This is a genomic window from Altibacter lentus, from assembly GCF_000746845.1.
In the GTDB taxonomy this organism is placed as follows: domain Bacteria; phylum Bacteroidota; class Bacteroidia; order Flavobacteriales; family Flavobacteriaceae; genus Altibacter; species Altibacter lentus.
Map to the genome: position 1 here is coordinate 1,413,838 of NZ_KN050846.1, position 23,577 is coordinate 1,437,414.

The following is a 23,577-nucleotide window of genomic DNA, read 5'->3' on the forward strand; positions in this document are numbered from 1 at the left end:
TTGTTTCTATTTACTTAAGTTTGTTTCAATTCCTTCCAAAGAACCTTCAAACAACACAACGCTGTTTGCATTCATAATTTTATAAGTACTTAATTCTGAGCTAGTTATAACTTCAGTACCTTTCAAATTGCGAGACGACAAATATACATTATTATTTAACTCTCCCAACACAAACAAAGATTTTTTGTTTTCAAGGCCTAAGGTCTTTAAAACCGAGGTAAAATCCTTTGTTTTAGGTGCATCAAAATTAAGGTCTTCCAACACCACGATTGCCTTGTCGTTTGCCTTGATACTCAGGGCCGAACGACGCGCCAAACGCTTTAATGTCTTATTCAATTTAAAGGAGTAGTTACGTGGTCGTGGACCAAACATTCTACCACCTCCTTTAAACAATCCAGACTTGATACTACCCGCACGGGCCGTACCAGTTCCTTTTTGCTTCTTTATCTTTCGTGTTGAACCGGCAATCTCTGCACGTTCCTTGGCCTTGTGAGTTCCTTGACGCTGATTGGCCAGGTATTGTTTCACATCCAGGTATACAGCGTGATTGTTAGGTTCAATTCCGAACACATCCTTAGAAAGTTCAACCTTTCTGCCTGTGTCTTTTCCGTTACGATCTAATACAGCTACCTTCATTATTTCTGAATCATTACATAAGCGTTCTTATGGCCGGGAACACATCCTTTAACCACAAGTAAGTTCTTTTCAGGAACTACTTTCAAAACCCTTAAATTTTCAACTTTCACTTTTTCATTACCCATTTGGCCCGCCATCTTCATTCCTTTGAATACTCTCGCAGGATAAGATGCTGCACCAATGGAACCAGGAGCTCTTAAACGGTTGTGTTGACCGTGTGTAGCCTGTCCAACTCCACCAAAGTTGTGACGTTTCACAACTCCCTGGAATCCTTTACCTTTAGATGTCCCTGAAATATCCACGAACTCACCTTCAATAAAGTGCTCTACGGTGATCGTATCACCTAATTTGTAATCTTCTTCAAATCCTTGGAATTCCACGACTTTGCGTTTTGCAACGGTTCCTGCTTTTTTGGCGTGCCCTTCGGCAGCTTTTGTAACAGTCTTCTTGTCATCGAAACCAAGTTGAAGAGCTTCGTACCCGTCAACCTCTTTGGTTCTGACTTGGGTAACAATACAGGGTCCTGCTTCGATCACGGTACACGGAATGTTCTTTCCGTTTTCGTCAAAGATGCTGGTCATCCCTATCTTTTTTCCAATTAACCCAGACATATTTAATTATTATTAGTTATTAATTATTCACTTATTTATTTATGCTGAAGGAATTCCTTCAGAAAAAAACAGGGTCAAAATAAATTCAACCCTGAATGTATTTTGTTCCGTTTTTCCATTGCACGCAGCTCCGGACATGTTACTGAAACTATACTGTTCCAGCAAAAGCACTATACCTTGATCTCTACTTCTACACCACTTGGCAACTCTAATTTCATTAGAGCGTCAATTGTTTTTGAAGAAGAGCTGTAGATATCCAATAGTCTCTTATACGAGCTCAACTGGAATTGCTCTCTACTCTTCTTGTTTACGTGTGGTGAACGCAATACGGTAAAGATCTTTTTGTGTGTTGGTAATGGGATTGGACCCGTTACTACAGCACCGGTACTTTTTACGGTCTTCACGATTTTTTCAGCAGATTTGTCCACTAAATTGTGATCGTAAGATTTTAGTTTGATTCTTATTTTTTGACTCATTGCTGAAATATTATACGTTAGCGGTTCCTCTTGCAGCTGCGATCACTTCTTCTGAAATATTAGAAGGAGTTTCAGCATAGTGTGCAAATTCCATTGTTGATGTGGCACGACCTGATGATAAGGTTCTTAATGTGGTTACATAACCGAACATTTCAGAAAGTGGCACTTCAGCTTTTACAACTTTAGCTCCAGCTCTGTCGCTCATGTTATTTACCTGACCGCGACGACGGTTCAAGTCACCAACGATATCACCCATGTTCTCCTCAGGTGTAATTACTTCCAATTTCATAATTGGCTCAAGAATTACAGCTCCTGCTTTCTTAGCAACGGCTTTAAAGCCCATTTTAGCAGCCAACTCGAAAGATAACGCATCCGAATCCACAGGGTGGAACGATCCGTCCTTTAAAGTAACTTTCATGCTATCCACTTCAAATCCAGCCAATGGACCATTTACCATGGCCTGTTTGAATCCTTTTTCAACAGCAGGGATAAATTCTTTAGGAACGTTTCCTCCTTTTACCTCATTCACGAATTCGAGTCCAACTTTTCCTTCTTCGGCTGGCCCTAATGTAAATACGATATCGGCGAACTTACCACGACCACCTGATTGTTTCTTATACACTTCGCGGTGATCTGCAATTTTTGTAATGGCTTCCTTGTACTCAACCTGTGGCTGACCTTGGTTTACCTCTACTTTAAATTCACGACGCAAACGGTCTACAATAATATCTAAGTGAAGCTCACCCATACCAGAGATAATGGTTTGACCTGACGCCTCATCGGTACGAACGGTAAATGTTGGATCTTCTTCCGCCAATTTACTCAAAGCCATACCTAACTTATCAACATCTGCCTTAGTTTTAGGCTCAACTGCGATACCAATTACAGGATCCGGGAAGTTCATACTTTCCAGAACAATAGGGTGTTTCTCATCAGACATGGTGTCTCCCGTCTTAATATCTTTAAACCCTACCGCAGCTCCAATATCACCAGCTTCAATATAATCGATAGCATTTTGCTTATTAGAGTGCATTTGGTAGATACGAGAAATACGCTCTTTTTTACCGGAACGGTTGTTCAGGATATAAGAACCGGCATCCAATCGACCAGAGTATGCACGGAAGAATGCCAAACGACCTACGAAAGGATCGGTAGCGATCTTAAATGCCAAGGCTGCAAAAGGTGCAGATACATCCGGCTTACGGATCTCTTCTTTCTCGGTATCCGGGTTAATCCCAATAATACCTTCTTTGTCCACGGGAGAAGGCAAGTAACGACAAACGGCATCCAATAAGAACTGAACTCCTTTGTTTTTAAACGCCGATCCGCAGATCATTGGAATGATAGACATATCCATTACCGCAGCACGAAGTGCAGCATGCACTTCCTCTTCGGTAATAGAATCTTCATCTTCCATATATTTCTCAAGCAAGTTTTCGTCGTAGGCAGCAACCTCTTCAATAAGAAGTCCTCGGTACTTTCTTGCTTCTTCTTTCATGTCTTCAGGTATATCCACCACATCGAAGGTAGCTCCTAAGGTTTCGTCATGCCAGATGATCGCACGGTTCTTAACCAAATCGACCACCCCTTTAAAGTCTGCCTCGTCCCCAATGTTCAATACAATAGGTACAGCATTAGACTTCAACATGTCTTTTACCTGCTGACAAACAGCCAAGAAATTAGATCCTTGACGGTCCATTTTGTTAACAAAACCAATACGTGGCACCTTGTAATTATCGGCAAGTCTCCAGTTCGTTTCAGATTGTGGTTCTACACCATCCACCGCACTAAAAAGGAATACCAATCCGTCCAATACACGTAAGGAACGGTTTACCTCCACAGTAAAGTCAACGTGACCAGGAGTATCGATAATGTTAAAGTGGTAATCTTTTGTTTCGTCTACAGGTTCTCCATTTTTCAAAGGGAACTTCCAGGTACAGGTAGTAGCAGCCGAAGTAATAGTAATACCTCGTTCCTGCTCCTGTTCCATCCAGTCCATCGTAGCTGCTCCATCGTGTACTTCACCAATTTTGTGACTTACTCCGGTATAGTACAGAATACGCTCTGTAGTTGTGGTTTTACCGGCATCAATATGCGCAGCAATACCTATATTTCTTGTAAATTTTAAATCTCTTTGTGCCATTTTTTAGAATCTGAAATGTGAGAATGCTTTGTTTGCTTCGGCCATTTTGTGCGTATCGGTACGCTTCTTAACCGCAGCGCCTTCTTCTTTAGCGGCAGCAAGGATCTCGCCGGCCAACTTCTGCGCCATAGATTTTTCGTTTCTCTTACGTGCGTAAAGGATCAACCACTTCATTGCGGTAGAAATTTTACGATCCGGACGAATTTGCATAGGAATTTGGAAGGTAGCCCCACCAACTCTACGACTACGAACTTCTACGTGAGGCATTACATTGGAAAGTGCATCTTTCCAAAGCTCTAATGCCGTTTTTTCATCGTCTGTTTTTTTCTCGTCTACAATATCGATTGCATCGTAGAACACTTTAAAAGCCACCGACTTTTTTCCGTCCCACATCATGTTGTTCACAAAACGTGTTACCAACTGGTCATTAAACCTTGGATCCGGCAAAAGGGGTCTCTTTTTGGCTTGTCTTTTTCTCATGTCTTCTCTTTAAAGTTTTTTAATTACTTCTTAGGGCGTTTAGCTCCGTACTTAGATCTACGTTGTGTTCTCCCTGCAACACCAGCGGTGTCCAAAGCGCCACGAACGATATGGTATCTAACTCCCGGTAAATCCTTTACCCTTCCACCTCTAACCAATACTATCGAGTGCTCTTGTAGATTGTGACCTTCACCAGGGATGTAAGCGTTTACCTCTTTACCATTTGTTAACCGAACCCTTGCTACTTTACGCATCGCAGAGTTAGGTTTCTTAGGCGTAGTGGTATATACACGCGTACACACACCTCTTCGTTGAGGGCACGAATCCAAAGCAGCCGATTTACTCTTCTTGGTTATTTTGGCTCTTCCTTTTCGTACTAATTGTGAAATTGTTGGCATATAAACTTTTAATTATACTTTATTAAATATAAAATCCCTCTTTTTAAGGGCTTGCAAAGGTAGAAATAAAATTGAATTAATCAAACGTTCCTAAAGTAATTTTACAAGCGGTTTTATTATTTCGCAGAAGAGATATTAAAACCGGCGATGAAACGTTAGTTTTACAAGTTAAAATGTGAGTTGTTGAAAAAGAGCCTCTTCCTTATTTTATACCTTAATATATATACTGCTGTTTTTTGGGCAGCAGATGCTCAGCAATTGGAACTGAAAATAGAGGCCGAAGAAACGGTCAATACATCGCTTCTGGACAGCCTGGGATTTCAGTCCCGTTTTCTGGATTATCGATCGCTTGTGGCCGAAGCAGATTCCCTGCTTCTAAGATTTCAAAATATAGGCTATATAGAAAGTGAGTTGCAAATGCTTCGGAAGGAGAACGACAGTGTCCATACAGCTCGTTTTTTTCTTGGCAGAAGGTACAAGACCATCAAAATATTCTATGAGCGCACCCTAGTTTCAGAAAAAATCCTTCAGAAGATCTCCCAGGATGTAACCGAAACCTATTTCACGCTTCCTTTTCCGAAGCTATCTTCATCCCTCCAAAAACTCAACACCCTAGTAGCAGAGAACGGCGATCCCTTTACTCGAACGAGTCTAACCAATATCACTAAAACCGAAGACGGCACCCTTACCGCAGACCTCCTTATTAACACCGGAAATGTTAGAACGATCGACTCAATTGTTGTCAAGGGGTATGAAAAGTTTCCTAGATCTTACCTCACCTACTTTGCCGGGGTAAAGAAAGGAAAACGCTTTAGTCAAAAAAAATTAGTAGCCCAAAACGATGTATTGAACGGACTGGGATTTGTTTCTACGATCAAACCTCCGGAGGCCCTCTTCAGAAAAAATAATACCACGGTCTATTTTTACCTACAAAAAGAAAACAACAATTTGTTTGACGGTATTTTGGGATTCGCTACCAATGAAGACACCCAGCGACTGGAATTTAACGGGTATTTGAATTTGGAACTGAATAACAACCTAAACTTTGGGGAGCAGTTGCTCATCAATTATAAAGCCGATGGCAACGAACAACAGAACTTTCGGGCAAGGGTCACCATGCCGTACCTCTTCAAGACCCCATTCGGGATAGGCGCCGAACTCCAAATATTTAAAAGGGACAGCACTTTTGTTACTACCCAGCAACAGGCAAGGGTAACCTACCAGATAAATCCAGCATCATCCACATACATAGGCTATAAAGGTTATGAATCCAGTAATTTGCTCGAAACGACCGTAGCCGGAACACCCGTAGACGATTACACCTCACGATTTGCCATTGCCGGATTGGCTTACACAAAACCGCAGAACAGTTATCTTTTTCCCGTTAAAACATTCTTATCCTTAGATACCGAAATAGGTCGTCGGGAACTAAGAGGAACGACAGAATCGCAACAGCGAATTAGCGTAAGCGCTCAACACATATTCAATTTGAACAATAAGAATTCTATCTATATACAGAACACTACAAGCTTTTTAATATCCGACACCTACTTAACCAACGAGTTGTTTCGGTTTGGAGGGATCAACAGTATTCGTGGTTTTAACGAGAACAGCATAGATGCTTCATTATTTTCGGTGTTAAATACCGAATACCGCTATGCATTTACTCCCTCCATATATATACACAGTATTATCGATCTGGGATATTTTGAAAATCAATTCTTTACACAGGAAGAGCGGCTGTACAGTTTCGGAATTGGTTTAGGAATGCGGACCAAGGCAGGAATATTTAAATTCAATATCGCCAACGGGAGTGGCACTCAACAAGATTTTGCCTTCGCAAATACTAAAATACATCTAAGCCTCACTTCCAGATTTTAATTTTTTAACATCCCTAAGTAAAGAAAACTTTAAAAAATGATAAATTTTAAGTTTAAAAAGTTGTTTAATCTACTTTTTATTGTGACTTTTGGCGTTGGCTAATTCAAATAAATCATAAAATGAAAACAAAGTTTAGTGGAATTTTAACACTCTTGTTAGTGTTAGTAGTGCAGCTCACTTTTGCACAAGAAAAAACAATTACAGGAACGGTGACGGATGATGTAGGTCTTCCCTTGCCAGGTGCTAACATCATCATTAAAGGAACAAGTACCGGAACTCAGTCTGATTTTGACGGGAACTACTCCATTAATGCAAATGTTGGACAAACTCTTACATTTAGTTATATAGGGTTTGAGACCAAGGAAGTTGTGGTTGGGACCTCCAACACAATTAATGTAGAAATGCAGGCAGGATCGGTTCTTGAAACTGTTGTGGTAACGGGATATTCGAATCGTAATCAAACGGTTCAAACTTCATCTGTGGTTTCCATATCGGCTTCAGAAATTTCCCAGTTAGCTCCAACTACAAGTATTGACAACTTGCTACAAGGTAAAGCTGCGGGTGTTCAGGTAACTGCCGCAAACGGTAAACCAGGCCAGGGAGCGTTTGTACGTATTCGTGGTGTAGGTTCGCTTACCGCAGGAGCTTCTTCACCTCTATATGTTGTAGATGGTGCTATTATTAGAGAAGATGACCTTGGTAACATTGCCAATGAAGATATTGAAAACGTAACGATCTTAAAAGATGCTGCAACTACCGCGCGATATGGTTCCAGAGGAGCAAGTGGGGTTGTCGTTATTACTACCAAGAGCGGTAATCGTAATAAAGATGCCGTGGTGCGATTCAGTTCTAGATTTGGAACCATTTCCAGAATCGATCCTAATTTCGACATCATGAATGCCGAGCAAAAACTGCAATACGAAGCCGAAATGTTTGCGCTTGGAATTATAGCAGCTTCAAGCTTGCCGGGTGTTACTACAGAGCCTGGAAGTGCTGAGCGTCAATTTTTGATCAACAATCAAACCGACTGGCAAGATCTAATTCTTAAAGAAGGATATATCCAGAATAATAATGTTTCCATCTCTGGTGGAGCTGAAAAAGCAGATTATTATTTCTCCGTAGGTCATGACAGAAACACCGGGATTATCGATCAATTGGATGGATTCGAAAGAATCAACTCACGTTTGAATGTTAATTTTGACGCTAAGGAGTGGTTAAGTATTGGGGTGAATGTTGGTTATGCCCGTTCTACCAGTGATGAGCCACGAGATAGAAACAACGTACAAAACCCATTCCGTGCGATGTATGACTACAACCCGTACGAAACAGAATTCGTTTTAGACGAAGACGGTAATGTAGTATTGGACGAAAATGGTAATCCATTATATAGTCCTACAAGTACTTCTTTCAACGTTCGAGGAGCTTTATTGTCTGAACCGGCAGTGGCTATCGAAAACAGTTTGATATCTAGCTTAGATGCTGTAGTAAAGTTTACAGAAGACCTTAGTTATGGTTTTGCAGTAGCCATCAACAGTTTGAACAGAAGAACTGAAAGTTATTCGAAGCCGGGAGGTATATTAGACTCGTTAATTGGTGATGCAGACAATCCAGGAAACAAATTGGATACAGGCGCGTATCGTTATGATATCACTGTTAGCAATAGATTGAACTACAACTTAAATGCGAACAACAACCACCTAAATCTTTTGGGGTTATTTGAATATAACTACAACGAGAACAATGGTTACTCATTAAGAAGTATCGGTTTCCCATCTGCTGAATTATCGACGCAGTCGAATGCAAACATGCCAACTGCTGCTTCAACCACCAGAAATAAACTTGCTTTGATTTCTTATGGTTTATTTGCAGATTATGATTACGATGAGAAATATCTTCTTTCTGCTTCTGCACGATATGACGCTTCTTCAAATTTCGGTATTGACAACCAATACGGTCTTTTTTACAGTGCCAGTGCCGGATGGAACATCGCTAAAGAGGAATTCTTTGGTATCGATGCCATCAACGATCTTAAAATTAGAGGTGCTTACGGTACTGTAGGTAACCGTGATGGTATTACGCGATATGCGGCTTTAAATACAGTTCAGTTTGGATCGTACCCAGGAGGGTCGGCCACGAACTTATCTAATATTGGAAACCCGGAACTTCAATGGGAAACTACAACAACCACAAACGTTGGTTTGGAGTACAATCTATTCAGCAGAAGAGTCCGTGGGGTTGTAGACTACTTTATCAGAGATACAGAAGACCTTCTATTTAGTGTTCCAACTGCAGATGAAGCAGGTGTTGGTGCCATTTTTGGAAACTTAGGAAAAATTAGAAACTCTGGTCTTGAATTGTCGTTACAGGCAGATATTTTTAGATCTACCGACTTAACTTGGACCGTAGGAGGAAATATTGTATTCCTTGATACTGAAGTATTAGAATTACCGGACGGTGAAGATGTTACACCGGGTAACGCTTTTAACATTCGTTACAGTGAAGGAAGAAAGATCAACGAGCACTTCTTGGTACGTTATGCCGGAGTAGATCCAGCAACCGGACGCCCATTGTATTTTGGTGCCGACGGTAATACTTATTTTGCAAGCGATCTTCCGGAAGATGAATTCGATAACCGAGTTTTCCAAGGTAAATCAACCATCGCTGATAAAGAAGGAGGTTTCTTCAGTAACGTAAATTATAAAGGATTTGGTCTTAGAACTGACTTTGTATTTAAAGCAGGTAACTACATTAACAACTTCGTAAAATCAAATTTAGTTTCAGATGGTGTCAATGTACAAAGCAACCAAGCTTTGGAAGCTTTCAACTATTGGCAAAGACCGGGTGACACCAACGTGAACCCAAGCCCTATTTACAGAGATGAAGTAACTGAGATCAATTCAGATCGTTTCTTGGAAAAAGGAGATTACATTCGTTTGCGTAACGTGACTTTCTCCTATACATTCCCGTCAACATCATTGGACAGAACTCCGTTTAATTCATTCAGAATCTATGTGCAAGGTCAAAACCTTTTAACATTTACTGAGTTCTTTGGAGATCCTGAAGTTGGTCTATCCTCTGGAGAAACTATTAGCTTTGCTAATTCTGTTGCTCCGGGAGAAGCTACCCTTTATAGCTATCCAAATACACAATCGTTTCAGTTAGGTCTGGACGTAAGTTTCTAAAATTAATAAAAGATAATATGAAAAATACAGTCAAAATTTTAATCACAGTAATCCTATTCGCAGGAACCTTTGCTTCTTGTGATAAGGATTTAAATCAGATTCCATTCGATGAATTTGCAACTGAACAAGCATTCATCACTGCACAGGATTTCGAAAATGGTATACGTGGCGTTTATGTCTCGCTAACCGCCGGATCATTTTACGGCAGTAGTGATGCTGGGTCCATGCTTAGCGCCCCGGATGTATTAGCAGACAATGTTACTATATCTCAAGACGGACGTTTTTCTAAGCAATACCTACACCGTTATAACTACAACGCTGGAAGTACCATGTTAGGACTTTACAGAAATGCGTATGCACTTATCTATAAAGCAAACCAGATACTTTTCTATGCTGAAAATTTCGAAGGTGAGAATAAAGCAAATATTGTGGCTGAAGCAAAAGCGCTTCGTGCATTGGCACATTTCAATGTTGCTGCTATGTTTGCAAAAATCCCGACGCAGTCTGGAGATGCCGGCGGAAGCTTAGGTGTTGCTTATGTAACCGAAGCAGATCCACTTATCGAACCTGCTCGTCTTACAGTAAGTGAAACGTATGCGCTTATCGCACAGGATTTGGAAGAGGCTGCAGCAGGTATCAACGCCACGAACCCGGAAGGAAGAATGGGAAGAGACGCTGTTAACATCTTGCTTTCTAGAGTATATTTATACATGGGACAATGGCAAAATGCAGTGAACGCAGCAAATGCAGTTTCTACTCCAGTCGCTTCTCGTGACAATGTAGTGGCAGTTTGGGAAGACTCAAGCAGAGACGGATTAACATTCTACATTCCAAATGAAGTTGGCGTATTAGGAAATAGCATTGGAGTAACTTGGAGCCAAGGTTCTCTAACAAGCCTTATTCCTGAATATGTTGCATCTTTTGAGTTATTCAACTTGTACGCAGATGATGATATCCGTAAAGAAGCGTATATTATTCCTGGATCTAATGGCGGAACGCAATACAATGCGATCAAGAAACTATTAGGAAGAGAAGGTCAAGTGAACGGACAAGTTGACTATAAGTTTTTCCGTGCTGCGGAAGCGCAACTTAATAAAGCCGAAGCACTTTTCAACTTAGGAAATGAACCAGCAGCCAGACAAGCTTTAGATGCAGTTCGCACCAAGCGTTACCTTACTCCTCCTAGTGGAGAAACCGGAACTGCTTTACGCGATGCTATTCGTCTTGAAAGAAGATTGGAATTTGCTTTCGAATATCAGCGATTCTTAGACCTTAAGCGTTGGGGATTACCTGTTCAAAGAACAGCTGCCGGAGATGAAGCCGACGGTTCCGGGACACCATCAGAGGTGTTGACCTTACCTGCAGGAAGTAACAAATTTCAGTTACCTATGGCACTGGAGTCTCTGGACGCAAATCCAAACTTGGTACAAAATCCAGGATATTAATCAATAAAATTCAATTCGTATGAAAAATATAACCAAAATAATTATCCTATTGTTAGTAACAGGATTGACGGTTTCTTGTGAAACAGACTATAATGATTATGAAACTAACAGAGATCCCGTTGTTGGACTTGTTGGAGGTACAGGTGGTCCAAATATCAACGTACCTGTCGGTGGTTCAGCCGAAAAGGAAGTGCGCGCATTTTCATCGGTAGCATCATCACAAGGGATTACGTTTTCTGTTTCAATAGCAAGTAGTTCAGAAGTAGGCGCAGCGAGCGTCTCTTTCCCTGCAACCATCACTATTCCTGCAAACGAGAGAGAAGTAATGTTTGTAGTTACAGTAAACGATGTTAATTTGACTACTGAAATTCAAGATCTTGATTTGGTAGTGACATCTACGGACGAGATTGTTTCAGGAACCCCTATTTCTTTTAATGTGAAACAACAATAGTTTAATCACACATTACACATAAGAGACCGTTACATTGTAACGGTCTTTTTTTTGCCTATAAATAAAGCATTCCCTGAGGCTTAAAAGCAAAATTTAGGTTTAAAAAGTTGTGTAATTAACTTTTTATTATGATTTTTGGCATTGGCTAATTCAAATAAATTATAAAATGAGAACAAAGTTTAGTGGAATCTTAACGCTATTATTGGCGTTTGTCGTGCAACTCACGTTCGCACAAGAAAAAACAATCTCCGGTACGGTGAGCGACAATACTGGTCTGCCCCTGCCTGGAGTTAACATCGTCGTGAAAGGTACAAGCAGCGGTACTCAAACCGATTTTGACGGAAATTACTCGATTCAAGCGAGTGTTGGTCAGACGTTGGTTTTTAGTTACGTTGGTTTTACTACGGTTGAACGCCCAATTACAGGAGCCTCAAGCGATATAGACGTCCTTCTTCAAGAGGATGCGGCTGTATTGAACGAGGTAATCATTAATGCGATCGGGTTAACACGTAAGAAGGATGATGACCTTACATCAACAACAACCGTACAATCTGAAAGCATCACAAGATCGGGTGAAGTTGGGGTTGCCACAGGTTTGGCAGGAAAGACCTCAGGTGTGAACGTTGTTAGAGGTAGTGGTGATCCCGGAGCTGGAGCTTTTATCCAGATTCGTGGAGCGAACACCATTCAAGGTGATGACGAACCACTTTATGTTATTGATGGGGTTTTAATTAACAACTTTAATTTTGGAGCTGGTGTAGCTGGTGTATCGGAGCAATCTCGATTGAACGATATTCCTGCAGAAGACATCGAATCTGTAAGCGTCCTTAAGGGAGCTTCTGCGGTTGCCATCTATGGTACCGGTGCTGCAAACGGGGTAATCGTTATTAAAACGAAATCTGGTAGAGGAGCCGCAGGAAAGTGGAACCTTAATTACAAATCAAGTATTTATGTAGATGAAGTCAACGAGCGTTGGGATCTTCAGAGTAAATATGGTCAAGGAACTAACGGTATGGCTTCTAGTTTCAATGGTGCTTGGGGTGATCTTATCGCAAGTCGTCCGGGTGGACCAGACTTAGTAGATACTAGTAGTTTACAAAGATTTGAAGCGTTAGATGGTACAGTTTATTATCCTATCATTGAAAAGAGATCCAGAGAAACTTTTTTGGAGTCTAATTTCGATGCGGTAATCGGAACCGGTCTAACTTTCGAGAACGATCTTAGTTTGGATCATTCAGGAGAAAACGGGAATACTTATATTAGTGCTAGCGAATGGAATCAAGAAGGTATCATTAAGAATGGATCCAACTACGTTCGTAGAGCAATGCGTTTTAACAACACAACAAACTTTTCAGATAAGCTTTCAGCAAGAGTTTCAGCTTCTTATGTGAAGACTGAGGCAGATGCGATTCAATCTGGATCGAACTTAAACGGATTATATCTTGGTTTGTTAAGAACTCCTGCAGATTTTGACAACCGTGATTATAAAGGAACTGCATTTGATGCGCAAGGGAATGCTATTATCAATGCGCAACGAGGCTATAGAACTCCTCTTGGACCAATTCCAGTATATAACAACCCGTTGTGGACAGTGAACGAACAGGTGAATACTATCAATGTAGATCGTATCACTATGTCACCCGAAATCACTTACAAATTTAGTGACAATGTGTTTTTAACGGCCCGATATAACAAAGACTCCTATAGAGATAGAAGAAGAGAATTTTTCCCGTTCAATTCAGGAACGAACGAAAATAGTATCACCGGTACTCCAACAACTGGGGAGGGCTTCTTTGGACAAGACGAGCGATTTGTATCTTCAGATTACGCAACGGCTTTCTTAAGTGTTAACCACGATATTTCAGATAACTTTAATTTCAACTGGATTGTCGGTACAACCTATGAAGACAATAAATTAGAGCAGTTTGCAGCTACGGCGACTACGTTTGTAAATCCATTTATTACCTTATCAGATTTAATTGATGTTGGTAATGCTGCTGCAGAAAATATTGCAGCCTTTAACTTTACAGATTACTCGAAGCAGGTAGGTGCTTACGTATTAGTAGAAGGTGAGATTTTTAACCAAGTACTCTTTAACTTAACGGGTCGTATGGATAGATCTTCTACCCTACCGGATCAGAATTTCTATTATCCTGCTGCTTCTTTAGGTTGGAAATTCTCTGAAGCCATAGGTGATAACAACATATTAAGTTTCGGTAAATTAAGAGCTTCTTACGGTGAAGTAGCTGTTGCACCAATTTCTTACTCATTAAGTAGTGGATTTGTTGGTGGCGGTGTTGGTTCCTCATGGGGAGATGCCTTATCGGGAGACCAGTATGGAAGTGTTTCTTCTTTGGAGAACACTCAAGGAAATCCAAATCTAGTGGTAGAAAGAGTAAAAGAAATTGAAGGAGGCGTAGATTTACGATTCTTCAACAACCGTCTTTCTCTTAACGGTACCTATTACGATCGTAAGACCGAAGACGTACTTTTAGACAGAGTAGTTGCTCCATCTTCTGGATTTACGGCACTTACAAGTAATGCTGCAACGATCACAAACAAAGGATTAGAATTGGATATGAGTGCAACAATCATCAAAACCGATGATTTCTCATGGAAGATCAACGCCAACTACAGTATGAACGATAACTTAGTAATGAGTCCTGATGGAAACGGTGAGTTGTTAACCGTACTTAACGGATTTACAGGTTCTGCTTCTTCAGTTTATGATGGTCAACCTTTTGCAGTCTTTGCAGGAGAACCTTTATTGAGAGATGAGAATGGCAATCTAGAATTAAACGACTTTGGATTTCCTGTTATCTCAACAGAAGGTGAGCAGGTACTTGGTGACCCGAACCCAGATTGGATCGGTGGTCTTGGAACAGAGTTCGCATACAAAGGATTTGAACTATCAGCATTATTCGATTTCCGTCAGGGAATGGATGTATGGAATGGTACATTAGGGGTATTGAACCACTTTGGTGTGACCTCTATTACTGCTAATGAAGTTACAGTTTCTGCAGCTGATGCAGCTACAATTGTAAACTTCCAAGGGGTAGCCATTGCTGATCTTCCAAATGCGCAGCAAAACGCTGATGGAAGTTATACCGTTCGTGGTAATTTAGATGACTTTGGAGCTGGAACTGTATTATTGGATCAAGCATGGTATAACGGAGGAACAGCAAGTGGTTTTAACGGTTCATCAGAGCTATATGTAGAAGATGCTTCGTATGTGAAGTTACGTCAAATTACACTTTCTTATTCATTCCCAACAAGATTGATCGAGCACGTTGGTTTAGAATCTCTAAGCCTTGCGGTTTCAGGAAGAAATTTAGTAACTTGGTCTGATATTGAAGGTTTTGATCCAGATAATAACTTAACTGGTGCTTCTAAGGGTAGAGGTTTGGAATACTTTACCAACCCGTCTACAGCTAGTTATCAATTTACCTTACGTTTAGGACTATAATTTAAAAAAATAGAAAGATGAAAAATATAAAATCAATTTTGCTTCTAACAACCATTTCGGTGCTCCTATTTTCTTGCGAGAAATTGGTTACAGAAACAAATTACCAAGATAACCCGAACACTGTAGGTTCCGTACCTACTGTAAACTTGATTTCTCAAGCGGAACTAGTTGCTACATATCTTGCAGAGAGTGATGCTTCCAGATATGCTGGAATCATGTCGAACTCTATCACAGGTGCAGATGCACAGTGGATTGGATACGAGCAATATCGTTTTACACCAACCGATTTTGACGCACTTTGGAGCAATACCTATGTAGAAGGAATAAGAAGCGTTCGATTGGCTAAAGAACAGGCGCTAATAGAAGAAGACAATGATGCCTTTGCAACTGCCGCTATGCTTGAAGCCTATTTCTTAGGTGAGTTGGCGACATCTTTTGGTGCTGTTCCGGATAGCGAAGCTTCTGTAGATGGAATTGACTTCCCTGTGTACGATAGCCAAGCCTCTGTTCTAGCTCATGTGCAAACTCTATTGGATGAAGCAATTGCTGCAGGTTCAGGATCTACGCTCTATATCTCAGATGGTAATGGTTCTACAAGCACGACCTCAACATTAGGACGAGTAGCGAATTCATTCAAAGCGAGATACTACATGATCTCTAAAAATTACCCAATGGCTCTTACAGCTGCTCAAGCTGGTATCAATAGCGTAGGCGGAGACTATTTCTCTACTCACACCAGCTCAACAGGTTCTCAGAATCTATGGTATAATTTTACTGTACTTGCCAGACCAGCAAACACTAGTCCGGTAGGAAGTTATTTGCAAGAGCTTATTGATCCTAATGGATCGGCTAACCGTATGTTACCTACACCTGGAGAAGCTGCGAGATACGACTTCTACTACAAAGAGAACGGAAATTTTGGAACGTCGGAAGGTCAATTGATGGCACAAGACGCTTCATTACCAATTATCTCTTGGCATGAAACACAATTGATCCTTGCGGAAGCTGCTCAAAGAACAGGCAATAATACCTTGGCGCAAAACACTTTAAATGCCGTAAGAGCTGCTTTAGATGCTCAGTATGGTGGAGGATTCCCTCCCTCTGCGGCAACTGGAGGAACATTATTATTGCACATCTTAGAAGAGAAGTACATTACCTTATATCCTTCTCCTCAAACTTGGCATGATCTAACAAGAACTGATAACATTTTGGGAGTGCCTCTTAAAACAGGGTCACAATTACCAGAACGTTTTCTGTACTCTCAAACTGAATTGGATGTGAATCCTAATACCCCACGCCCAATTCCAACACTGTTTACTGCTACTCCGGTAAACCAATAAGTAGCATTCATTTTAATATCAAAAGCCGTTAGTAATACTAACGGCTTTTTTTTATTTATTTAGATTATGCGGGACGCACAGAACATACATGTTCTTCACTACAACTTCTCTTTTTATAGTTTTTCCTTAACATTTTATGATATTTAATTGCATTAAAATCATATAATCACCACATTTGTACTACATTCTAAAACGGTGAATATGAAAACAAAACTATTCTGGATTATTTGTTTGACATTTCTTAGTATCTCGTTCACAGCTCTTGCACAAGAAAGGACGATCACAGGTAATGTCAGCGACAATTCCGGGCTGCCTTTACCCGGTGTAAACATTATCTTAAAAGGCACTTCAACAGGAACCCAAACTGATTTTGACGGAAACTATTCTATCATGGCCAGCAACGGTGATATCTTAATGTTCTCATACGTTGGTTTCACAGCGGAGGAGATACAAGTAACTCCGGCTAGGAGCACGATCAACGTAACACTAAATGAAAGCGCTTCAGAGCTGGACGAAGTGATCGTGACCGCTCTGGGTATCAAAAAGGAGAAAAAAGCGTTAGGCTATGCAGTAACATCTATTTCCGCAGAGGATATAGAACAAAGGGCCACCGGTGATATCACCAAAATTCTTCAAGGAAAAGCTGCGGGTGTCAACATTATTAATGCCAGTGGTCTTTCAGGAGCCGGGTCGAGTATCACTATTCGAGGTCTTACTTCTACAGGTAACAACCAACCACTTTATGTAGTTGATGGTGTTCGATTCAATTCGAATACAAACGGAAGCGGATTTTCCGGAACGAGTCGTTCTTTGGACCTCGATCCAAACAGCATAGAGACTGTAAACGTTCTTAAAGGGTTAAGTGCAACCACTCTTTATGGTGCCGATGGTAAAAACGGGGTGATCGTGATTACAACAAAAGCCGGTAGCGCTGGAGGTAACAGAAACAAACAAACGGAAGTCACACTTACTGTTTCTACTTTTTATAACGAGATTGCAAGTCTACCCGATTTTACAGACGAGCGCGGTCAAGGGTATTATGATGCTTACTACAATTTCTTCGGAAACTGGGGCGCAACTTTTGGCAGATGGGACTACGGAAACGTGGATGCTCAAGGACAGGTCTCGCACCCTTATTCACTCAATAGCCCGGTTTTTAATGATGGATTTCCGGACCAAGTAGATTCCAGAGTTGATTACAAAAACTATAAATCTCAAGAGAACTTCTTTAGAACCGGAATTGTAAAAAACATCAATGCCAGCGTAAACGGCGGGACCGAAAATTTTGGATACAACCTCTCTGTGGGGAATCTGGATGATCAAGGTTTTTTACCCGGCAATACACTTCGCAGAAATACACTATCTGTGGGTGGTAACGGAAACTTGGCAAATAAGATCAACGTTTCTTCTACCCTAAATTACTCACGAGTTGATTTTACTTCTCCGTTTACAGGGCCCATCTTTACAGGACTGCTCAACACACCTCGAAGTATCGACTTGGCCGGATGGCCATCACAGCACCCTCTCACGGGTCAAGAGATCAACTTTCAAAACGACTCCGGTGCTTCCAATCCGTACTGGTATATTAACAACTCTGGTGTAGAAGAAGATGTAAACAGAATTTACGGTCAGGTATCAGCCAGTTTTAATCTTACGGAATGGTTGTCGGCAACGTATCGCTTTGGAACAGATGTTAGCGTTGAACAGCGAAAGATCTATATTAATCGAGGAAGTACCGATGCTTCAAATACTACAGGTGCACTAACCACCAGTGCGAGAAGACAAACACTTTTCACGCATGCTTTCTTAATGAACATCGAGGAGCGATTTGCTCAAGACCGATTTGGAATAAGTGCCAATGTCGGTGTCGATATTAGTAGAACTGAAGAAGCTCTAGAAGCTACAAATAGCACAGGACAAACCGTTTTTGACGCTTTAGAGCATGACTTCTTCGAAGAACAATCGGCCACCTCTGGCAGGTATGCATTAAACAGACCCGGTATCTTAGCCCAAGCGACCTTAGATTATAATAATTATTTGTTCTTAACGGCCAGTGCAAGAAACGATTGGACATCTAATTTCGAAAATAACTCACAGTTCTACCCCGGTGTTGGCTTGTCTTTTATACCAACACAGGCCTTTACAGCCTTAAAGGGTGATGTCCTTAATTATTTTAAAGTTCGTGCCAATTACGGGACCTCTGCAGACTTCAATGTACCTGGTGGAAGTTTATTTGGGGGCTTTATCCCGTATCCAACCATTCAAACGATCGATTCCAACTCCAATACATTTGTGACTGCGAACGGAGATGTTATTAATACGGATGCCATCAGCAACACATTAGCCAACCGTGAGCTGGGTCCTGCCTTGATTGAAGAATACGAATTCGGTTTTGAGTCTAAATTCTGGAAAAACCGGATCTCTTTCGATGCAAGTTACTTCAAAAGAGTAACAAGCGATCTTATCTTTACAAGAAATCTGGACCCCTCAACAGGTTTCACGGTCTCTCCCAGAAACGTTAATGAGTTTCAGGTAGACGGAATTGAACTCGAATTGAATATTACGGCGATCGAAACCGATAATTTTTCTTTCGATATTGGTGGAAACTTTACAAAGAACGAATCTGAAGTGACGAAACTGGAAGAAGATCGATTTGCAGTTACTACTCTTGGAACGGTAGGAAATTACCTTATCGAAGGTCAACCTGTCAATATTATATTAGGAGAGGTAATTGCTACCGATGAAAACGGAAACTATCTAACCAACGGACGTCAATACGAGATCGCAGATGATATTGCTATAATTGGTGATCCTAATCCCGATTGGATAGCGTCCATGTTCACTGCCATACGGTTTAAGAATCTTTCATTAACGGCTAACGTACAATACAGACAGGGCGGTGATGTGTATTCAACGACGGCTCGATCCTTATTGGGTCGAGGGTTAACTACGGATGGTGATGGTCTACAAAATGTGGGCTATGTACTTCCGGGAATTAACACTACTACGGGAGAACCTAATGAGGTAGTAATAAGCGCAGGAGATGCGCTCTTTAACGAATACAACAACGGCCCGGATCAATTCGGGATTTTTGACGGAACTACTATTCGTCTTCAGGAGGTCGCACTTACGTACCGTTTTACAGACAAAGCATTGGATAAAACACCTTTCGGTTATTTTTCAGTCGCTGTTGTTGGTGAGAACTTATACTATAAAGCACTAAATGCACCGGATGGTATCAATCTAGACACGAACTCGATAGGAACAGGGGTGAATAGTAACGGTGCCGGTATTGAAGGTGGAACCAGCCCCTCTTCAAGAAGAATCGGTCTTAGTATAAAAGCATCATTCTAAAAAAACATATCATGAAAAAATATATTCACATAAAAATCATCGCAATACTGCTAACGCTGTTTACAGTATCATGCGAAACCATAGATACGAATCTTACCGAGGACCCAAGTAATCTTGGTGCTGACGAAGCGAATATTGAATTCTTGTTCAATGCAAGCCAATTGGGATTCAACAGTTTCTTTCAAGGGTTGCAATTCAACGTTGCAACTGTGACACGTATGGAGTTGATGCGGAATTCTCCTTTTTACGCCAATCAGTATGACTCTGATTCATTTAACGGTGTTTGGGTCAATGCGTATGCAAACTGTCTTATTGAAACGAAACAGCTGAAAGAACTGGCACTGGCACTGGAAACTGAAGATATTAACGGAAATAATATTATCGCAGCGGCACAGATCATGGAAGCCTATGTAATTGTTACCTTGGTCGACACTTTTGGTGACGTTCCTTATTCTGAAGCGTTACAGGGTAGCGACAACTTTAATCCGGGACGTGATGCAGGAAGTGCGATCTATGCCGATGCTCGAGAACTGCTTTTAAATGCTATCCAGCGTATAGACGCAGGTGGTAGTGTCGATCTACCTTCTGATATTTTCTATGGAGGAAATATGGACAACTGGAAACGACTTGCGAATTCACTCCTTCTTAAGTTGGCGGTAAATTCCAGACTTAACAATTCGAATGCAGCCAGTCAAGCCAATCAAGTAATAGGTGGAGGAAATTTTATTTCCCAGAACAACCAGGACTTTCAGTTCAATTATTCAGACACTCAGGATGAACCGGAAAGCAGACATCCGTTATTTCAGTCGCAATATGTAGGTGGCGCCGGAATCTATATGTCTGCACCTTTTATTCGCAGAATGCAAGATGATCCTCGCTTTAATTATTATTTCTACTTACAAAACGGAGAAATCTTTGGTCGGGAACACGGAGATGCCGGACCAAATGTTGCTTCAGAATTTAGAGACATTACCGTTCATGGATTGTATCCCGTAGGAGGAAAATATAACGATGGAAGTACGGGTCAAACAAGTGCCACTCAAGGAGCTGCAGGTGCCGGATCTTCTATTATCATGACCAACTCATTTACTCAATTTCTTATTGCTGAAGCACAGCTCATGCTTAATAATAATAGTGGTGCGGCTTTAACTGCAATGGAAAATGGTATTAGGGCCTCTATTAGCAAAGTAATGAACTTTCAATCCTTCGCAATACCTTCAGGTGCGCCTGAACCCACACAAGCCGATGTTGACGCTTATGTGAGTGATGCTATTGCCCGCTACAATGCTGCTTCAGGAAATGAGGCTAAACTGGATGTGATCATTACCGAATATTACAAATCTGCATGGGGGAATGGTGTAGAGATCTATAATAACTTCCGCAGAACGAGTTATCCATCAGATCTTGCTCCTTCCGTAGTGCCCAATCCCGGAACATTTACCAACAGTATGTTGTATCCTGCGATTTACGTGAATAACAACAACAATCCGGATGCAGTACAAAAAGCCTCAGTAGGCGAGAAAGTGTGGTGGGCTGAAGGCACAACGTTTAACCTTGACTATTAAAATCTATCGATATGAAAAAATTTAGTTTTTTAATCATTTGTGTGATTCTTGCAGGAGTATCATTTTCTTCTTGCAACAACGACGAAACGCCTTTTGGCGATACGATCTTTAACGATCTGTCCAATTATCCGTATGTCGCCATCCAAGATCGCAACGAGGATCTTGAAGGGATCATAGGAAATAATTTCTGGGACTTTACCCTCGTGGCAGAAGATAATGGAAATCAGGTCCGTATCGAATACCGGTCTCAGGACCCAAACATCCTCTCTCATGAGGTATATGTAGGTTTTGATAGTAATGATTCTACTGCTCCTTTGGAAACAGATGCGTTGTTAGCTACCATTACCTCCTTCCCTACCGAATTGATCTTTACGAAACAAGATGTGGCTACAGCCTTAGGTGTTCCGGTAACAGATCTTGAAACGGGAAGTGTGTATTTTAGAGGTCGCAGTGTGGATGCAGATGGTCACGTTGTGGATGATCCTTCTAATTTTGAAGATTTTTTGGTCTTTGAACGCCATGCTTATTTTTATGAGTGGCCATTGAACCAATAAGCCCATAAAATTTACCTAATTTTGTACCGCTGTTTGCACCATAGCAAGCAGCGGTATTTTTTTATTATGAGCAAAAAAGAAAGCACCATTTTTGGTATCTATCCAGTTATAGAAGCAATAAAGTCTGAGGTTGTTTTGGACAAGGTCTACATTCAAAAAGACAGTCCCAATACAAAACTGGAAGAGATCGTCAACGCACTCGAAAAGGAAGGCGTCACCATCAATCACGTTCCGGTTGAAAAACTTAACAGACTTACACGAGGGAACCATCAAGGCGTGGTGGCCGTCACCTCCCCTATCGCATTTCACGAATTGGAAACGATCGTAGAAGCAGTGCTTGCCTCTGAAAAAATCCCTTTATTCTTGGTTCTCGATCAAATAAGTGATGTTAGAAATTTTGGAGCTATCCTTAGAACTGCAGAATGTACCGGTGTGGATGCCGTGATCATTCAGAAAAAAGGCGGAGCGCCCGTAAGCGGCGATACCGTAAAAACATCTGCGGGTGCTATTTTCAATATTCCTATTTGTAAGGTAGACCACATTAAAGACGCCATCTTTTACCTTCAAGGCTCCGGCATTACTACGGTAGCCGCTACGGAGAAGACGCAAAAGAGCCTGTATGCCTTGGAACTCAACAAGCCTCTTGCGCTCATTTTGGGGTCTGAAGGGAAAGGGGTCTCAAAATCTGTATTGCAACTGGTGGATGAAAATGCTTCATTGCCGGTGTTGGGAGAGATCAATTCTTTGAATGTTTCGGTGGCTTGCGGCGCTTTTTTGTATGAAGTGGTCCGCCAGCGAATGGGCAACTAAACGTCGGTATCCTTGGAAGCATCCTTCCGAAGTGTATAACGCACAGTAATACGTGGCGACTCTTCCAAAGGCTCTTCTTCCTCGGGAAGCTGCTCAATAAAATTACCGTTCTCATCAAAATGTTTTAAAAAAGGATCATCTTCTTCGTTGTAGTCTTGCTGCTCCCACTCGTATTTTTTATTGGTAATGGGGTGTTCTTTGAACAAGAAAGCAAAAACGATCCCCACGGCAAAACCTGAAAGATGACCTTCCCATGAGATCTTCGGATCTATGGGAAACACATACCAGAGTAAGCTTCCGTAGAGAAAAACAACGATAAAGGCTAAGGCTGTGAGCTGAAATTGCTTTGAGAATACACCTTTAAAAAACAGGAATGCTGCCAACATATAAACTACACCACTCGCTCCTATGTGTAAGGCTGGTCTGCCAATAAGCCATGTAAGTACCCCCGTAATCAATAAACCGAAAACCAGCACCTTCCAGCGGATACTTCGGTAAAAATAAAACAGCGCCGTAGTAAGCACTAATAACGGGACTGAATTATTAAATAGGTGCTTTAGGCTGCTGTGCACCATGGGACCAAAAACAACCCCGCGTAATCCTTCCAAACGTTGGGGAAAGATCCCCAAAAAGTTAAAATTCCATCCAAAGCGCATCTCGGCCCAAAACACGATCCAAAGAATACCCACAAAGAGAATGGGATATCCAATCACTTCGTTCGAAAAATACAATTGATTCTTTGTCGCCATATTCTTCCCTATTCAAAAAATGCTCCCTTCCTCAAA

Annotated in this window: 17 protein-coding genes; 10 read left to right on the top strand and 7 right to left on the bottom strand. The window is 41.2% G+C overall.

From position 1 onward, the window contains the following. Positions 1–6 precede the first annotated feature (6 nt). From rplD to rpsL, 6 genes are all read right to left on the bottom strand, one after another. Positions 7–636 carry a 50S ribosomal protein L4 gene (gene rplD / locus JS40_RS06680; protein ID WP_034259314.1) on the bottom strand — a complete coding sequence of 210 codons (630 nt, stop codon included), beginning with the start codon at positions 634–636 and terminating at the stop codon, positions 7–9. After that, on the bottom strand, positions 636–1,247 hold the full coding sequence (gene rplC / locus JS40_RS06685) for a 50S ribosomal protein L3 (protein ID WP_034259315.1): 612 nt from the start codon (positions 1,245–1,247) through the stop codon (positions 636–638). The genes rplD and rplC overlap by 1 nt, the downstream gene beginning before the upstream one ends. A 170-nt stretch (positions 1,248–1,417) precedes the next feature. Next, the gene (rpsJ, locus tag JS40_RS06690) at positions 1,418–1,723 is read right to left on the bottom strand and encodes a 30S ribosomal protein S10 (RefSeq protein WP_010181931.1); all 306 of its coding nucleotides are present in this window, start codon (positions 1,721–1,723) and stop codon (positions 1,418–1,420) included. 10 nt (positions 1,724–1,733) lie between these two features. Beyond that, positions 1,734–3,866 carry an elongation factor G gene (fusA, locus tag JS40_RS06695; RefSeq protein WP_034259317.1) on the bottom strand — a complete coding sequence of 711 codons (2,133 nt, stop codon included), beginning with the start codon at positions 3,864–3,866 and terminating at the stop codon, positions 1,734–1,736. 3 nt (positions 3,867–3,869) lie between these two features. After that, positions 3,870–4,346, bottom strand: a complete 477-nt coding sequence (gene rpsG, locus JS40_RS06700) for a 30S ribosomal protein S7 (RefSeq protein WP_034259318.1) — start codon at positions 4,344–4,346, stop codon at positions 3,870–3,872. A gap of 23 nt (positions 4,347–4,369) precedes the next feature. Then, positions 4,370–4,744, bottom strand: a complete 375-nt coding sequence (gene rpsL, locus JS40_RS06705; RefSeq protein WP_006795815.1) for a 30S ribosomal protein S12 — start codon at positions 4,742–4,744, stop codon at positions 4,370–4,372. Between the two features lie 183 nt (positions 4,745–4,927). On the opposite strand from rpsL, the gene JS40_RS06710 reads away from it, so the two are divergent. The 10 genes from JS40_RS06710 (at position 4,928) to rlmB (ending at position 22,792) form a co-directional block, all read left to right on the top strand. Then, on the top strand, positions 4,928–6,625 hold the full coding sequence (locus tag JS40_RS06710) for a BamA/TamA family outer membrane protein (RefSeq protein WP_034259320.1): 1,698 nt from the start codon (positions 4,928–4,930) through the stop codon (positions 6,623–6,625). A 119-nt stretch (positions 6,626–6,744) separates the two neighbouring features. Next, positions 6,745–9,807, top strand: coding sequence for a SusC/RagA family TonB-linked outer membrane protein (locus JS40_RS06715; protein ID WP_034259322.1), 3,063 nt, complete (start codon positions 6,745–6,747; stop codon positions 9,805–9,807). A gap of 17 nt (positions 9,808–9,824) precedes the next feature. Continuing rightward, complete coding sequence (locus JS40_RS06720) at positions 9,825–11,252, top strand: RagB/SusD family nutrient uptake outer membrane protein (protein ID WP_034259324.1); 1,428 nt, start codon at positions 9,825–9,827, stop codon at positions 11,250–11,252. Between the two features lie 19 nt (positions 11,253–11,271). After that, a complete protein-coding gene (locus JS40_RS06725) occupies positions 11,272–11,703 on the top strand; it encodes a hypothetical protein (RefSeq protein ID WP_034259326.1) in 432 nt (143 codons plus the stop codon). A gap of 166 nt (positions 11,704–11,869) precedes the next feature. Then, entirely contained in the window at positions 11,870–15,169 is a 3,300-nt protein-coding gene (locus JS40_RS06730) for a SusC/RagA family TonB-linked outer membrane protein (RefSeq protein ID WP_034259328.1), read from the top strand. Between the two features lie 17 nt (positions 15,170–15,186). After that, complete coding sequence (locus JS40_RS06735; protein WP_034259330.1) at positions 15,187–16,509, top strand: SusD/RagB family nutrient-binding outer membrane lipoprotein; 1,323 nt, start codon at positions 15,187–15,189, stop codon at positions 16,507–16,509. A gap of 201 nt (positions 16,510–16,710) precedes the next feature. Next, positions 16,711–19,863 carry a SusC/RagA family TonB-linked outer membrane protein gene (locus tag JS40_RS06740; RefSeq protein ID WP_034259331.1) on the top strand — a complete coding sequence of 1,051 codons (3,153 nt, stop codon included), beginning with the start codon at positions 16,711–16,713 and terminating at the stop codon, positions 19,861–19,863. A gap of 11 nt (positions 19,864–19,874) precedes the next feature. After that, entirely contained in the window at positions 19,875–21,428 is a 1,554-nt protein-coding gene (locus JS40_RS06745; RefSeq protein WP_034259332.1) for a SusD/RagB family nutrient-binding outer membrane lipoprotein, read from the top strand. A gap of 11 nt (positions 21,429–21,439) precedes the next feature. After that, positions 21,440–21,982 carry a hypothetical protein gene (locus JS40_RS06750; RefSeq protein ID WP_034259333.1) on the top strand — a complete coding sequence of 181 codons (543 nt, stop codon included), beginning with the start codon at positions 21,440–21,442 and terminating at the stop codon, positions 21,980–21,982. A gap of 66 nt (positions 21,983–22,048) precedes the next feature. After that, a complete protein-coding gene (rlmB, locus tag JS40_RS06755) occupies positions 22,049–22,792 on the top strand; it encodes a 23S rRNA (guanosine(2251)-2'-O)-methyltransferase RlmB (protein ID WP_034259335.1) in 744 nt (247 codons plus the stop codon). Here the strand turns inward: rlmB and JS40_RS06760 are convergent. Further along, positions 22,789–23,541: a rhomboid family intramembrane serine protease gene (locus tag JS40_RS06760; RefSeq protein ID WP_034259337.1), complete on the bottom strand. Its 753-nt coding sequence runs from the start codon at positions 23,539–23,541 to the stop codon at positions 22,789–22,791. The genes rlmB and JS40_RS06760 overlap by 4 nt on opposite strands. Positions 23,542–23,577: the final 36 nt, after the last annotated feature.

Bases quoted from the DNA above. Each gene is read 5' to 3' on its own strand.
- rplD (WP_034259314.1), bottom strand. From the start codon at position 636: ATGAAGGTAGCTGTATTAGATCGTAACGGAAAAGACACAGGCAGAAAG.
- rplC (WP_034259315.1), bottom strand. From the start codon at position 1,247: ATGTCTGGGTTAATTGGAAAAAAGATAGGGATGACCAGCATCTTTGAC.
- rpsJ (WP_010181931.1), bottom strand. From the start codon at position 1,723: ATGAGTCAAAAAATAAGAATCAAACTAAAATCTTACGATCACAATTTA.
- fusA (WP_034259317.1), bottom strand. From the start codon at position 3,866: ATGGCACAAAGAGATTTAAAATTTACAAGAAATATAGGTATTGCTGCG.
- rpsG (WP_034259318.1), bottom strand. From the start codon at position 4,346: ATGAGAAAAAGACAAGCCAAAAAGAGACCCCTTTTGCCGGATCCAAGG.
- rpsL (WP_006795815.1), bottom strand. From the start codon at position 4,744: ATGCCAACAATTTCACAATTAGTACGAAAAGGAAGAGCCAAAATAACC.
- JS40_RS06715 (WP_034259322.1), top strand. From the start codon at position 6,745: ATGAAAACAAAGTTTAGTGGAATTTTAACACTCTTGTTAGTGTTAGTA.
- JS40_RS06720 (WP_034259324.1), top strand. From the start codon at position 9,825: ATGAAAAATACAGTCAAAATTTTAATCACAGTAATCCTATTCGCAGGA.
- JS40_RS06725 (WP_034259326.1), top strand. From the start codon at position 11,272: ATGAAAAATATAACCAAAATAATTATCCTATTGTTAGTAACAGGATTG.
- JS40_RS06730 (WP_034259328.1), top strand. From the start codon at position 11,870: ATGAGAACAAAGTTTAGTGGAATCTTAACGCTATTATTGGCGTTTGTC.
- JS40_RS06735 (WP_034259330.1), top strand. From the start codon at position 15,187: ATGAAAAATATAAAATCAATTTTGCTTCTAACAACCATTTCGGTGCTC.
- JS40_RS06740 (WP_034259331.1), top strand. From the start codon at position 16,711: ATGAAAACAAAACTATTCTGGATTATTTGTTTGACATTTCTTAGTATC.
- JS40_RS06745 (WP_034259332.1), top strand. From the start codon at position 19,875: ATGAAAAAATATATTCACATAAAAATCATCGCAATACTGCTAACGCTG.
- JS40_RS06750 (WP_034259333.1), top strand. From the start codon at position 21,440: ATGAAAAAATTTAGTTTTTTAATCATTTGTGTGATTCTTGCAGGAGTA.
- rlmB (WP_034259335.1), top strand. From the start codon at position 22,049: ATGAGCAAAAAAGAAAGCACCATTTTTGGTATCTATCCAGTTATAGAA.
- JS40_RS06760 (WP_034259337.1), bottom strand. From the start codon at position 23,541: ATGGCGACAAAGAATCAATTGTATTTTTCGAACGAAGTGATTGGATAT.